This window comes from Pelagicoccus sp. SDUM812005 (assembly GCF_031127875.1).
In the GTDB taxonomy this organism is placed as follows: Bacteria; Verrucomicrobiota; Verrucomicrobiia; order Opitutales; family Opitutaceae; genus Pelagicoccus.
The window spans coordinates 122830-136651 of the sequence record NZ_JARXIA010000014.1; the positions used below are offsets into that span (position 1 = coordinate 122830).

Below are 13822 nucleotides of genomic sequence, written 5' to 3' on the forward strand. Positions count from 1 at the left end.
AACTCTACCTTAAAAAGTAGAGAGCTTTTGGAGTTCGGCGAGGGCTCGGTCGTGGCCGATTTTGGCGCTGTCGATGAGTACGGTGCCGTGGCGATCGGTGACGACGAGTTGGGGAATCGTGTCGCCGAAGAGCGACTCGAACGCGGGGAGCTGGCCGCGGTTGGTGAAGGTGAGCATGGGCCATTCGATGCCGAGCGAGCTGGTGTAGCGTTTGGCTTCGGCGGAGGATTTGTCGCCGGAGACGTATACGATGGTGACCATGTCGGGTGCGAGCTTGGCTTGCTTTAAGGTGGAGACGAGTTTTGGGGCGAAGACTTTGCAGGGCGGGCACCATCCGGCGCCCATGTAGAGGATGACGTACTGGGGCTGGGTTTGGGGGAGCTCGACGCGGCGGCCGGTGGCGGGATCGACGAGCTTGCCGGCAAGTTCTTCGAGGAGGCGTCCGGGGGCGCTGTCGGGCTTGGCTAGGCGGTCTCGAGCTTGTTGGAGCAGGTCGGTGTTTTCCGCTTCGAAATTGAAGGCGATATCCGAATTCGGGATACGCAGGAGGAGCTGGTTGCGGTCGTACTTGAGGAAGAGAACCTCGTCGCCTGCCTTGAGACTGGGAGCTCCGGAGAACTCGACGGGCACGGCCAGCTTGAGGCGGTAGGGCCAGAGCTCGGAACGGTTGGCGAGGTCGCGGTAGCTGAGGTCGCGTTGCTCGGGCGTAAGCGTTGCCCAGGCGGCGTTGGCTGCGTCTAGGGTGGTGGTGGCCTCGGGTTCGACGGCGAAGGTGACGCGGCCGCGGTTGGCGCTGGCGACGACTTCGCGTGTCTTGAGTTCGACGATTTCGATTTCGCTGCCGGAGCGGACGACGGCCCCGTCGGAGAAGCGAAGTTCCTTTTGGATAATGGCGGTTTGGGGCCAGGCTTCGCGTTTGCGGACGAGTTCGGACCAGCTGAGCGGCGCGACGGCGACCGTTGGAGCGGCGATGGGTTGGGCGACGGCTTGTATTGGCTGGACCCTTACAGCGGCCGAGCTGATTTGAGTGGGCGCGGGTGCGATGTCCGAAGCGTTGGAGGCGAGTGGGAGATCGGTCGCTTGCAAGGCGTCCGCCAAGGTGTAGGAAGGGCTGGGCTCTATCGTGTGGCGAACGAAGCCTTCGGCGTTGGCGGCGATGAGCCGGAGCTCGCCGTCGTCGCCCATGTGGGTGGCTCCGGCGTACCTAACGATGTTGTTGTTGGGGACGGTTTGCAGGTCGAAGGCAGCGACGCGTTGGCCGTTTATGTAGAGCACGGTGTTGCGTCCGGGGCGGTCGGTGGCTCGTTCGTCGTTGAAGAAGAGGAAGTGCTTGCTGTCCGGGGTAAAGTAGGCCCGTGAGCGGATGCCGAGCTCTTGGCTCCAGATCGACTTGCCGTCGACGTGGACGTGGTAGGTCTTGTCCTTGCGGGTGACGTAGGCGACCCGCTTGCTGTCGGGCGAAAAGATGGCGGAGGTGCGATTGGCTTCGGCGAATCCGTTGGCGAGGAAAGGCATGGCTACATGGTCGCCGATGTCGTCGCACTTGCCGTCGATGTAGTGGGCGCCGGTCTTGATCCCGCCGATAGCGAAGGCGCTGCGTTTGCCGTCCGGGCTGAAGACGATGCTTTCGTCGACGACGGTCGAGACGGTGTTGGCGTTGCCGATGCGCCAAGTCGGGTCGGACAGTACTTGGGAATCGAATACGGCGACGGAGCCGTTGCTGGTGGTGGTAGCTCCGTAGGCGAAGCGGTTGCCTTGGGGGGCGAGGACGATGGGATTGGTGTACTTGTATCCGTCGGATTCCTCGCCGTTGACGAGCGGGTAGTTGAGACCGCCTTGGAAGGCGATGGAGACGCATAGGGAGGAGTCGGCGGTGAAGGCGGCGTAGGCGCGGCCTTCGGAGGCGGGCAGGACGTTTTGGAAGGAGCTGTAGCTTGGGCCGCGCTTGCCGTCGAGCCATTGCCACATGGCGATGCCTTGCGGCTCGCGGCCGTGAACGACAATGCGTTTTCCGTCGGGGCTGAAGAGGAAGCTGTCGGCTCCTTCGGTGTTGAGGAGCGTCTTGCCGTCAACCCAAGCGGATCCTTCGGCGATGCCGCCGATCCGGCCGTTGGAGGAGACGATAGGGAGGCGCAGGTTGGGATGGAGGACCTTGCCGTCGACTAGGGTGGCCGCCCCGCTGGTGGCGACGAGCTTGCCGTTGGGCAGGAACTGGACGGGGGTGCCTTCGTAGCCGGCGAGCTTGCCGTTGAGGATCATTTCACCTCGGGTGGGATCGGCGGCGTAGCGGGTTTCGTCGGCGCTGAAGACGATGCCGTTGCGCAGGTAGTTGGTCGCGAGTCGGATAGGAATGGGTTTGCCGTCGATGAAAAGGCAGTCGCCGGGGCGTTCGCCGGGAAGGTCGTGCTTGGCGATGAACCAGTAGCGTTTCCCTTGGGGCGAGAAGCGGACGATGCTCTTGTTGTTTTCCTCGATGGCGCCGGTTTGGTAGGGAGCCCGGTGGACTTCCTTGCCGTCTACCATTACGACGTACTCAGACCCTTGCAGTCCGACGTAGGCGTAGCGTTTGCCGCCGGCGCTGAAGATGACCGGGTGATCGTACCGGTCTTGGCTGACAATGGCTGGAAACTGGGAGCGGCCGAGGGTGGGGCTTCCATCGGCGGCGAGTAAGCGGTCGAACCGTGGGCCGACTTCTCCGTCGACGGAAACGGCGAAGCGGCTACCTTGGCGGAGGACTGCCGAAAAGCGGCCGCTGATGTCAATTTGGACGGAGAAGGCGTCGAGCGGAGCCAGGACTGTGGTTTCGATTTTCGGTTCGGAGAAGGATGGGGTCGCGATAGCGAAAAGGAGCGTGAGAACTCCGAGTTTTTTGCTGAGGGAGCAAAGGTAGCATGTGTATGGATTCATCACTTTGAGCGGATAGGTGGGAAAGCGTGCGGATCCCTTACTTGGCATGCGGCGACCCCCTCGCTTTTTTCTGACGAGTTTTTGACGACTCGGAAAATTGGATATTCAAAAGAATTTCCGAGAGCGAGCGGATTTTTTTTGGCGGTGCGAGTGTGTTTCTCCGGGTAAAATTCGTTCAGCAGGGAATTGGTTTTGCTTGCGGCGATTTCCGACTATCGACTCTGCGAAGCGTTCTTTGACCTTTGCACGGCAGCCGTGCCGCCTCGGTGCGTTGTGCGTTCTCCATCGTTTCGAAGTTGCTGAGCTCTTCCACTCAGGCGCTATTTGCGCGCCGTTTTGTTAGGTCGGGCTGGATGGTGATTTGGCAAGATTTGCCGAGACCGCGCTGTCTGATGCCTCTAGTTTCATAGGCTGTTAATTTCCCCGGAAAGTGTCGGCTATTCTTAACAATTTATCTTTTCTTCGGAATCACGGATACCGGATTTTCTCTGTGGCTGGGGTGATCTACTTAATTGTGGCGCGGTGGTTGCTGTTACGTCTCGCTGGCTCGCAGCCGAGTCATATTCTCAAAGCAACCCCTATTGTAAAAACGACAGATGCACATCAAATCGATCCTAACCTCTACCGCATTGCTGATTTCATCCATTTTCTCTACAGCAGCTCATGCTGTAACCTACAAGGGCATTGAGTTTCCTGCGGGAGATATTTCCTTTGCGGATTCCCTAGTGTCCTACACTCCCTCTTTTGGAGGCGGTAACGTGCCGACGGACACAAATTACACGGATCCTTCGAAAGCTCTAGGCGCTCCTGATTACCAATCACCCAATGGTTCTGTGTCGCTAGGCGATGGGGGACGGATCATTCTCGAGTTTGTGGACAATTTCCTGACGGGTAGTAGCCTTACGGGTGTTGCCGACGGAATCTTCGATTTGCATATCTTCGAAATCGGTGGTGCCGTAGAGGCCACCGACGTTCACATCAGTAAGGATGGTTCCGTTTGGGAGTCGGTGGGTCGAGTGAATGGGAGTGTTAGCAGCATTGACATCGACCTTTTCGGCTTTTCGGTGAGTGACCAGTTTCGTTTTGTGCAACTGACAGACGTAAAGGGATTGAATGGCACAACAGGGAGCACAGTAGGGGCGGACATCGATGCAGTGGGAGCGATCAGCACGGTCATCAACCCAAATCCCGGAACTTCTCCCGTCCCTGACTCGGGGAGTTCTTTCCTCGCATTTCTGATTTCTTTAGCTGGCATCGTAGCCTTCACGAAGCGGAAGCGTTAGGTTTTCACTCTATTACTGCTAAGCGAGCCCTTCGACAGAGGAGTTCGCTTTTTTGTGTAATAGTCCCTTCATGCTCGGTTTGTCGAGTTGGCGGGACGATTGAAGGGTCGTCCGAAGAACCCATGACAAAAGAAATGTTGGACTGACTCTGTTTCCCATCGTTTTTTTACTGCGTGGCGAGGTGCTTTGGAGTTCGCAGCCGCGCTGTACGGACAACAGCATCATTCATGGAGCTCTCCGCCGATTCGAACCGGGAATGGGCTAGGCTCTTGGCCCCCAGAATCACTTTTTGCTCTACCAACTGCATGAAAATGGCCGCTACACGCTCTTCCCACAATGGCTCTAGTCTCGACCAAGGTCGCGCTCGTCGAAGGCGCGGCGCGGCGTGTCAGCCCTGGTCTAGCCTTGCCTGTATTTTGGGGCTGTTCGCCTCGGCGCTGCTTTCGACACCATTGGGCGCGGTAGACGCTCCCCCCAGTCCATCCCGCGATTTTAGCGTCACGGTTGCTCTCAGAGGGACGACTCAAACCGTGCAAATGGGCAAGCAGACCTACCGCATCGAAAACCGCTCGTCGGGTCCCAAGCCTACACGGGCCGCCCTGAACGGACCCTACAAGGGGAGTCGTGAAAAGCAGCTTTTCGCCGAACGCGTCGCCTATGTGCCCGGTCTCGGACTGGTAGGCTACCTTGTACTCGAAATGCCAATACAGGAACGCGGCATACAGCGTCCGACCCGCGAGGCGAGCCTTTACGACCAGCGCGGCAACATCGTTTGGATCGTGCCGGAAAACGACAGACAGCTCGCTCCCGTGGCCCCCGGCGAGTTCGTTCACTTGGCAGGCGTTCACGAAAACGGCTTAACAGCAGACCGCGTACTTTTCATCAGCCCGCGCGAGCTCTCCACGAGCAAGGGCAAGACCGAGTTTGTGCTGCCGGAGAAGACGGCGAAGATGAACGCCTACCTGTTCGAGGGCCCAGCCTTGCAGCGTTCTTGGCTCGACCTCGCTGGCATCGAGAGGCAGCGTGCTGATCACCTTCACGGCAACAAAGCCGGCGAGCACGACTACCGCGCCCTCAAGACGGCTGACGGCCACATCATTTTAGCCCTCGCTGAAGGCGAATACCATCGCGTGACCCGGCTCAGTCCGGACCTCGCCGAGCAAGAGCAGTTCTTTCCGACCTTGATCGCCTACGCCGCCCCCACCCACCCGCTCGCTGTGCTCAACTACCAGAATAGGGACCTGCGGATTGAGACGCTGGAAAAGGTGATGCTCGTACCAAGCGACGACGTTCCGGGCCTCTTCGGCATCCTGCGCCCGAGCGGGCAAATCTTCATCCCGGACGGCAGCCTCGGATTCGTGCCGATCATCACCAGGGAGTTCCACCGGCCCGGAAGAAGCTCCCTGTCCGTTCCCTTCACCATGGTGCACAGCCACGCCGTCGCCTACCCGGAGGAAGAAGGCATTGTGTGGAGCTACGCTGGCCCCACAGGCGCCCTGGCCAACAGCCCTGCGCGTTGGCAAGAGTGGCGCTTCGTCGAGCACCCGGACATCGGCCGTTTCAACCGCTATACCCGCGTCCATCCCAAGCTGCTCGTCGCTCGCCTCGAAGGCAGCGACACCTGGCAGGCTTATATTTTTTCCCGCTACGGCATTCGTTGGGGCGACGGGCTCGGTCCCGCTCCTCAGCAGGTGGCGCAGCCGGTGGGCAATTCGGCCGAAAGCCTCGAAGCGGCAATCGTCAACGCCGAGGATTTTCTGAGGGATCTCAATAGCCGCCTCGGCAAGGAAAAGATTGTCCGCGACGAGCGCCTCCGTGCGGACCGGGAACGCTTCTTGCGGGAGCAGCATGAGAAGGCTGAGCGTGCCTTCGCGGAATGGGCGCGTGAGAACCCCGAATTGGCGGCAAAAGTGCGGCCGCCTCCGCCGGGCCCTCGCGCTCCGATTTTCCGAAACGACTGGCAAGGTTTTACCTACACCGCAGAGACGACTCGACGCTTCGAGCAGTCCGTCCGCCAGAGCGCCGAGCGCGAACAGATGCGTGCCTTTCTCAACCAACTGAACTATCAGGTGCACTCTAGGTAACTAGGCGATTGTAGTGTCGTGCCCCGAACGAACGCTGCGCTTGAGAGCGAAATTCATCATCCCTGTCGCGCCTGTTCGATAGGGCGCGGGATGGGCGTAAAGCCAGCGGCGGTCGTAATGCGACAGGATCCGTGAAACGCGCTTTAGTCGCTTCGCGACTTTCTCATGCCCGGCGTCGGCCGCTTTGGTCAGTTTTCGCTGGCCTTCTCGATGGCGGATTCTGCATTTATTGCTTTTTGCGTTTCATCGATGCGCGTTTTCAGCGCGGTGATCTGCTGCGGAGAGAGGGTGCCTGGCATGGTAAGGATAGCGGTGTAGTCTGCCAGCGCCTCGGGGTAGTTTCTGAGCCGCTCGTGAAGTTGCGCTCGCTCGCGGTGAAGCGCCGGGGGGCGGCTTGTTCTTGAAGACGCATCATTTACGAGAAGTCGCGTCTCGTTTGGAAGGGACTAGGGGGATGGAGATTGTTGCTGTTGTCACTTTCGTCTCCCCGAGAGTTCCCTGCATGTGCGGCTAGTTGAAGGCAGCGGAAAGAGTTCAGGTTGTGCATTCCTATTTTACCGATTGATAGAATTTCTGGATACCGAACTTGCTCACCGGGTAATGAGTCATGCTGCCTTACTTTCCCGCAGGCTCCTTAGGGTCTATCTTCGAGCTGACTACGAAGAACGCAGCGGTCGAGTACCAGTACTCCAGGGCCCTTGGGGGCAGTGAGCGTTGAGATTCCCGACTGCGGGGGGCGTAGGTTTCGGCGTTGGTTTGCTGAATGGAGTTGGTCTACGTGACGGTTTCAACTTTAGCCTTGTGTCGGAGGCGCTGCTGCTCACGAGTAGCAGCGCCTGAGTCTTAATGCTTTCTCGCAGCTAACGCTGGCCGAAGGTAAATCAATCGTGGTGATTGGTTATTCTGGAAAAAATAGTAAGATCGTTTCCTGTCGGTGATTCGTGGATACGGAGACCGAATTCGGGCAGCACTGCGAAGATGTGGTCGAAGATGTCGGATTGGATGTCCTCGTATTCGATCCACTTGGTGGTAGCGGTGAAGGCGTAGACTTGCAGGGGAAGCCCGTGGCTCGAGGGTTCGAGCTGCCGCACGAGGATGAGCATGTTTTGGGCGATCCGAGGATGGTTTTTCAGGTAGGATTTGAGGTAGCCCCGGAAGGTGCCGATGTTGGTGAGTCGACGTCCGTTGAGGGGGGATGATAGGTCGAGTTCGGTTTCGGAGTTGGACTTTTCCAGTTCGGCGAACTTTTCTTCGAGGTAGGGTGCTAGCAACTTCGCTTTGCGGAGCCGCAGCACGGTGTCTTCGTCGAGGAATGAGATGCTGGAGGTGTTGATGTGGATGCTGCGCTTGATGCGACGTCCGCCCGATTCCGACATGCCGCGCCAGTTTTTGAAGGAGTCGGAGATGAGGGCGTAGGTGGGAATTGTGGTGATGGTCTTGTCCCAGTTTTGGACTTTTACCGTGGTGAGGCCAATGTCGATGACGTCGCCGTCCGCTCCGTACTTGGGCATTTCGAGCCAATCGCCGACCGATAGCATGTTGTTGGCGGAGAGCTGGATGCCGGCAACGAGGCCGAGTATCGGGTCCTTGAATACCAGCATGAGAACGGCGGAAAGCGCTCCGAGTCCGCTGAGAAGAATGAGCGGCGATTCTCCCATCAGGATGGAAATACCAACGATGACGATGACAACGCTGGCGACGATCTTCAGGGTTTGAGTGATGCCGCGCAGGGGAAAGTGGATACGCTTGCCGCTGCTTTGGACGAGACTTTCTAGGGCGTCGAGCAGGGCGTAGAAGGCGAGCAGGCCAAAGAGCAGCATCCAGAGTTGAAGCGCGGTGGCGAGGGAGTTTCCGATGAGGGAATCCGGAGGGAACCAGAGGCTGGCTTGAATGTGGGCGACGGCGCCTTGCAGTACGAAGGCGATGCGGGAGAGTACGCCGTGTCCATAGAGGGTCTTGCGCCAGCTTTTTCGTTCTCGGGCTTTGGCCCGGTCTAGGAGTCTGAGCGCGAAGTGATGCAGCAGCAGGTGCAGGATGATGGCGACAATGGATATCCAGGCGAGCGCGACTCCATTGTAGAGCGCGTATGCGTATTCGGGAGACTGGGATTGGAGCCAGTCTAGGAGGGCTTCTCGTAGATTCGTTCTGAAGGTGTCCATGGGCTACTGTCCGGTACTGCAGCAGATAGGGGGAGTTCCTTGCGAGTAGAAAAGAACGCATCCGCCTTGGGAGTTCAGACCTTCATTCTTTCTCGTGCACAATGAATGGAATTAAGAAATTTGAACGGATTCCATTAATGAGATTACTTGAAGGTATAAGGAAACGCGCTAGGGTGTATGGAATTTGCTTACATTGACTATCCTGATCGGACTGCCACGTGACTGCAGGACGATCTGAACCTCTATACCCTCTAGATTATGAATCCGAATCTGTTTCGAAGTTGCTGTCGTTGCTCAGGCCTAGCGGTTCTAGGTGCTATCGCAGTGATCGCTTCGCCATACGTATCCGAAATTTCAGCGCAGGAGTTGCCTGTCGAGCAAGCCGTGCTGACGAGCGCCCCGCAGGTGCCGCCTCCGATCGAGCGCGACCACCCGGCGAAGGTGGTCGTAAACCTTGAGACGCGCGAACACGTAGGGCGGCTTGCGGACGGGGTCGAGTATACCTTTTGGACCTTTGGCGATTCGGTTCCAGGTTCGTTCATCCGCATCCGCGAGGGGGATTTGGTGGAGTTCCATCTCAACAACCATCCGGACAGCAAAATGCCCCATAACATCGACTTGCATGCGGTGACGGGGCCCGGCGGGGGCGCGGAGAGCTCGTTCACGGCTCCCGGCAAGACCTCGACCTTTTCCTTCAAGGCTTTGAATCCGGGTTTGTACGTCTACCATTGCGCCACGGCTCCGGTGGGGATGCACATCGCGAATGGGATGTACGGATTGATCTTGGTCGAACCGGAGGAAGGCCTGCCACCGGCAGACCGCGAATACTACGTGATGCAGAGCGAGTTCTACACCAAAGGCGAATATGGCGAAGCGGGATTGCAGCCCTTTGATATGGAGAAGGCTATCAAGGAGGATGCTGACTACGTGGTTTTCAATGGGTCGGTAGGCGCTTTGACGGGCGACAATGCGATCACGGCTGAGGCGGGCGAAACGGTGCGTCTCTTCGTGGGCAATGGCGGGCCGAACCTTGTATCTAGTTTTCACGTCATCGGCGAGATTTTCGATAAGGTTTACCTGGAAGGTGGAACCAAGACAATCAATGAAAACGTGCAGACGACCTTGGTGCCTGCTGGCGGCTCTGCGATTGTGGAGTTCAAGCTCGAGACTTCGGGCAACTTTATCATGGTCGACCACTCGATTTTTCGCGCTTTCAACAAGGGGGCGCTCGGTATCTTGACGGTGGGTGGCGACGAGGATCACGAAGTCTACTCCGGCAAGCAAGAGGATGGCATCTATTTGCCGGAAGGCGGTGGTATCCAGGAAATGCCTACGGATGCTCCTGCCGGAGCGGTTCGCATGAGTTTCGAGGAGAAGATGGCGATGGGCGAGCGGGTGTATTCTCAGAATTGTATGGCTTGTCACCAAGTAAACGGACAGGGCATTCCGCACGCCTTCCCTCCTTTGGCGAAATCCGACTACATCGCGGAGGATCCGAGCCGTGTTTACGCGGTGATCAGGAACGGTATGCAGGGCAAGGTGAAGGTGAACGGCATCGAGTACAACGGCGTGATGCCCGCCGTCCGCCTCAACCAGCAACAGCTTGATAGCGTGGTAACCTACGTGTTGAACAGTTGGGGCAATGAATTCGGGGAAGTGGAAGCCTCGGAATAGGGACGACAGAACGCCATTTGCTTTTTCAGGTTCGGCTCGCCTTCTTTGCGATGGCGAACCGTTTGCGTTATTCAGGCAGCATGTGCTTACCTCTTTTGGCCTTTGCGGGCGGCTTCGTGGAGCAAGTCGATGAGGTTTGGCCCGATTAGGCCGAGTTCGTTTTGGTGGACGCGGATGAGTTTGCTGAGGATACTGAGGCCTTTGTCGGTGAGGCGGATTTGCATGACGCGACCGTCGTCGGGCGAGGCCTCCTTTTTCGCTAGTTCGGCTGTTTCCATGCGACGAACGAGTCCGCCGGCCGAGTGGTGCTCGATCTGCATCTTTTCCGCCAATTCGCCCACCGTGACCCAGTCGCGCCCAGGGAAGCCATGAATGGACAGCATTGCTTGGTATTGCTGCGGAGTGACGCCGTGCTCGATGGCTGCGTTTTCGCTGAAGCCGAGGAAGCACCGCAGCCGATAGCGAAACTCCGACAGGAGCTCGTAGTCCTCTTTCTTCAATTGGGCGGCTTGATTGCGTTTTGGCATGTACGGGAAGGAGTCATAGCGGGAGCCCTCGCTGCTTGTCTAAGTTTAATTTAAGCGAATGCTGCGAAAAGCTCACGGTGATACGAGCGTGGTCGTTTCCGTTTCTTCCTGTTCCGTATGGAATTGCTCTGAGTTTTTGGCGAACTTTGTGTTTGGCGAGGTGCGGTGCCAATAGTCCGAGAAGGTCTCTTTGTGAAGCCGGTTCGAAACGAATGTCTCAAGAAGAGGTCGCAGGGTTTGCGCGATTTCCTCGAAGGAGACTGACTTCTTCCATAGGCTGGCGAGCTGGTCTCCACGGTGGGATCCTCCGACGAATATCGAGTATTTTCCGGGCGCTTTTCCCACGAAGGCGATGTCGGCGTTGTAGGGACGTGCGCAACCGTTGGGGCAACCGCTCATACGGATGAGCAGGGGTTCCTCGTGGATTCCGAGCAGGGCTAGCAAGCTGTCGAGGGAGTCCATGAGCGTTTGGAAGACCCGCTCGCTTTCGGCGAGGGCGAGTCCGCAGGTGGGAAGGGAAACGCAGGCGTGCGAGGTGCGGCGTGCCCGCGAGAAAGTCGTCGCGTCGGGTATCTTGTGGCGTTGCAGAATTTGGTAGAACGAGACGCGGGCGCTGTCGGGGATGTCGGAGAAGTAGAGGTTTGCGTTGGGGGTGATGGTTAGTTGGGGATCGAAGGTTTCGCAAATTTCCCGGATGGCTGAGCGATATCTTCCGAGTGAGGTGTCGGCGACGCGTCCGTCGGGAAGCCACAGGCCGTAGAAGGAGAAACCGTTGGACTGGTGGCTCCAGCCGAGCAGGTCGTCGACGGTGCCCAACTGGATGGATTTGTGCGGTGTGGGCGCGAAGTCCAGGCGTGACGCGACCTCGTTGCGAAACCATACGATGCCGCGGTCTCTGACGAGGTACTTGAGTCGCGCTTGCTTACGGTCGTCGCGTCGCCCGAAGTCGCGTTGGGCTGTTACGATGGCTTTGAGCGTATCCAAAATTTGGTTTCGACGAACGTAAAATAGAGGTTGGGCGAGCGAAGGGTGGGTTTGGAGGTTGCCGAAGCTCATTCCCATGCCGCCGCCCGCGTAGATGTCGAAGCCGACGATTCGCTTGCCTTGCACGTCGGCTACAAGGCCGACGTCGTGAGTGAGCAAGTCTACGTCGTTGAAGGGCGGTACGGCGATGCCTATCTTGAACTTACGGGGAAGGTAGGTGGGGCCGTAGATGGGATCGTCGTGCTCTTCGTTTTCGATTTCGCGCTTCTCTCCATCGAGCCAGATTTCAGCGTAGGCTCGGCTGCGGGCGTAGAACGTTTCACTGATTTCCTTGGCCAGCAATCTTGCTTCCTCGATAGCTGGATCTTCGATTGGGACGGCGCAGGACATGGTGTTGCGGACGATGTCGCCGCAGGCTCCATAGGTGGTGAGTCCGCAAGTGTTTATGCGGTGGATACAATCTTTCAGCGATCCAGCGAGGACTCCGTGCTGTTGGATGCCTTGCCGGTTGGTGAAACGCAGCGTACCGTTCGATAGCTCGTCCGCCATGCGATCGTGGACCAGGTATTGCTCGCTGCTCAGGTGGCCGCCGGGAATCTTGCTGCGCACCATGAACTGCCAGGCTTTCTCTAGCCCCGCCTTGCGGCGCTCGCGGCGGAGATCCCGGTCGTCTTGCTGGTAGGATCCGTGGAATTTTAGGAGCTGCAGTTCGCGTTCTTCGAAATGGTCGATGCCTTTGTCGATTTCGGCCGCGATCGCTCCGCGGAGTCCTATGCTTTCCTTTTTGATCGTCTCGTTCTTGCTGCTCATTGTTATAAATATCGTAATACGATATAAATGAGATGCGGCAAGGACAATTTCGAAATCGGTGGCGGCAATTCGCGCCGCGGGCCTGCTTTCGTGGCGGCGTTAGCGTTTTGACGAAGGGCTTGTTCATAGCGTTTGGCGCCATTTGCCGCGAGGGGTCAGGAAGGCGGCTCCGAACTGTGATCGCTACGATACCATCCTTCGGAAATCGTTAGGGAAAAGCTATGAAAAAGCTAAATAAACAGTAATAGACAAATATTTGGTAAGTTGGTATCTTGGCGTGTCAGCACGATGAAGGCCATGGGGATTTACAGCAGAAACCATCCTTTCCATCCAGCGCATCTCAGAAACGTTTTGTTCGAAGAGGAAGCGGGAGGATGCTCCACGAACGTCCCTTCCAGAGGTGAACGGAGGCTGGGAGGCTATGTCGGCTTGGTTGATGCGCTTGTCGCTTCGCTTGTCGACGAAAGGGAAAAGGCGATTCGTGCGCTGGAAACAGCTATGCTGGTCGATTGCAAGGATGCGGCCTCGTCGATAGGCGAGGCATCGCATGAATGCGCGGAAACGATAGAGCCAGAGCCAGCAAGCGAGGTTGCTGCAGCGTCCGAGAAGTTTCGGCCCGCAGCATTTTCGAAAGTCTCGTAGTCGCTCACTAGGAGCGAAGCTCTGTTGTTTTCTTGTTCAATTCGGGTTCCTCGAGTTTTCGATCAGCGGTAGAGATAGCTGATAAGGTAGTGGATGCCCCAGCCCAACACGAAGACGGTGAGGGCGAGGATCCAGGAGGGAATGCCGCGCGGGGTTTCGCTCCCGGATAGGATGAACTTGGTCTGGTCGCCCTTTCCGTAGGAGTTGATGAGGATTGGCACGATGCCGTCTACGGACTCGTTTTTGCGAATGCCCTCCACGTCGATGGCGGGCCCGTTGCGCACGACGAAGGGGATGACGCGAAATCCTTTTGTGCCTTTGGAGTCGGTGGAGCGAATGGTCAGGGTATGTTCTCCGTCGGAGAGCTCGCGGGTGTCGAGATCGAAGGTGACCGGGGTGTTGAAGCTCGCGATGGGTGTGGGCGAATCGTCGAGGTACAGCTCGACTGGGTTTCCGTGGGCGTGATGGTTTTTCATTTTGTTTCGGCGGCGAGAATCGAACGCTTGATCGTTTGGTGGGGGCGGTCTGTGGAGCGACGGAAGCACGTAAAGGTGCGGGCGATGGCATATGCCATGACGAGGACCATGAGGGCGGGCGGTATGTAGTCGGCTGGGCCGCTCGGACCGGTTCCGTGGGTGAAGGCGCTGACGATCTTCGGCTGGTCCGCTTGACAAACCTCGCAAGCTCGAGCGGTGGACGCCCCTAGGGCTGCGATAAGGGTGGGGAGAAGCGTGATAATGAATCTCATGGCG

General features: G+C 57.8%; 9 protein-coding genes. 3 read left to right on the top strand and 6 right to left on the bottom strand.

Annotated features, from left to right (window positions below; genetic code table 11):
* Positions 1–9 precede the first annotated feature (9 nt).
* A complete protein-coding gene (locus QEH57_RS16335) occupies positions 10–2907 on the bottom strand; it encodes a thioredoxin-like domain-containing protein (protein WP_309007836.1) in 2898 nt (965 codons plus the stop codon).
* Between the two features lie 596 nt (positions 2908–3503).
* On the opposite strand from QEH57_RS16335, the gene QEH57_RS16340 reads away from it, so the two are divergent.
* Both QEH57_RS16340 and QEH57_RS16345 read left to right on the top strand, forming a co-directional pair.
* Positions 3504–4190 (top strand): hypothetical protein, encoded by a 687-nt coding sequence (locus QEH57_RS16340; RefSeq protein WP_309007837.1) that lies wholly within the window; start codon positions 3504–3506, stop codon positions 4188–4190.
* Between the two features lie 536 nt (positions 4191–4726).
* Positions 4727–6274: a hypothetical protein gene (locus QEH57_RS16345; RefSeq protein ID WP_309007838.1), complete on the top strand. Its 1548-nt coding sequence runs from the start codon at positions 4727–4729 to the stop codon at positions 6272–6274.
* 881 nt (positions 6275–7155) lie between these two features.
* Here the strand turns inward: QEH57_RS16345 and QEH57_RS16350 are convergent.
* Positions 7156–8433 (bottom strand): mechanosensitive ion channel domain-containing protein, encoded by a 1278-nt coding sequence (locus tag QEH57_RS16350; protein ID WP_309007839.1) that lies wholly within the window; start codon positions 8431–8433, stop codon positions 7156–7158.
* Positions 8434–8691: 258 nt separating this feature from the next.
* Here QEH57_RS16350 and nirK point away from each other — a divergent pair, with 258 nt between their 5' ends.
* Positions 8692–10107 carry a copper-containing nitrite reductase gene (gene nirK / locus QEH57_RS16355; protein WP_343224793.1) on the top strand — a complete coding sequence of 472 codons (1416 nt, stop codon included), beginning with the start codon at positions 8692–8694 and terminating at the stop codon, positions 10105–10107.
* 86 nt (positions 10108–10193) lie between these two features.
* Here nirK and QEH57_RS16360 read toward each other — a convergent pair whose 3' ends face one another.
* From QEH57_RS16360 to QEH57_RS16375, 4 genes are all read right to left on the bottom strand, one after another.
* A complete protein-coding gene (locus tag QEH57_RS16360; RefSeq protein ID WP_309007841.1) occupies positions 10194–10634 on the bottom strand; it encodes a MarR family transcriptional regulator in 441 nt (146 codons plus the stop codon).
* 72 nt (positions 10635–10706) lie between these two features.
* Entirely contained in the window at positions 10707–12428 is a 1722-nt protein-coding gene (locus QEH57_RS16365) for an NADPH-dependent assimilatory sulfite reductase hemoprotein subunit (protein ID WP_309007842.1), read from the bottom strand.
* Positions 12429–13132: 704 nt separating this feature from the next.
* A complete protein-coding gene (locus QEH57_RS16370) occupies positions 13133–13546 on the bottom strand; it encodes a hypothetical protein (protein ID WP_309007843.1) in 414 nt (137 codons plus the stop codon).
* A complete protein-coding gene (locus tag QEH57_RS16375) occupies positions 13543–13818 on the bottom strand; it encodes a hypothetical protein (RefSeq protein ID WP_309007844.1) in 276 nt (91 codons plus the stop codon). Before QEH57_RS16375 ends, QEH57_RS16370 begins: the two co-directional genes overlap by 4 nt.
* Between the last annotated feature and the right edge of the window lie 4 nt (positions 13819–13822).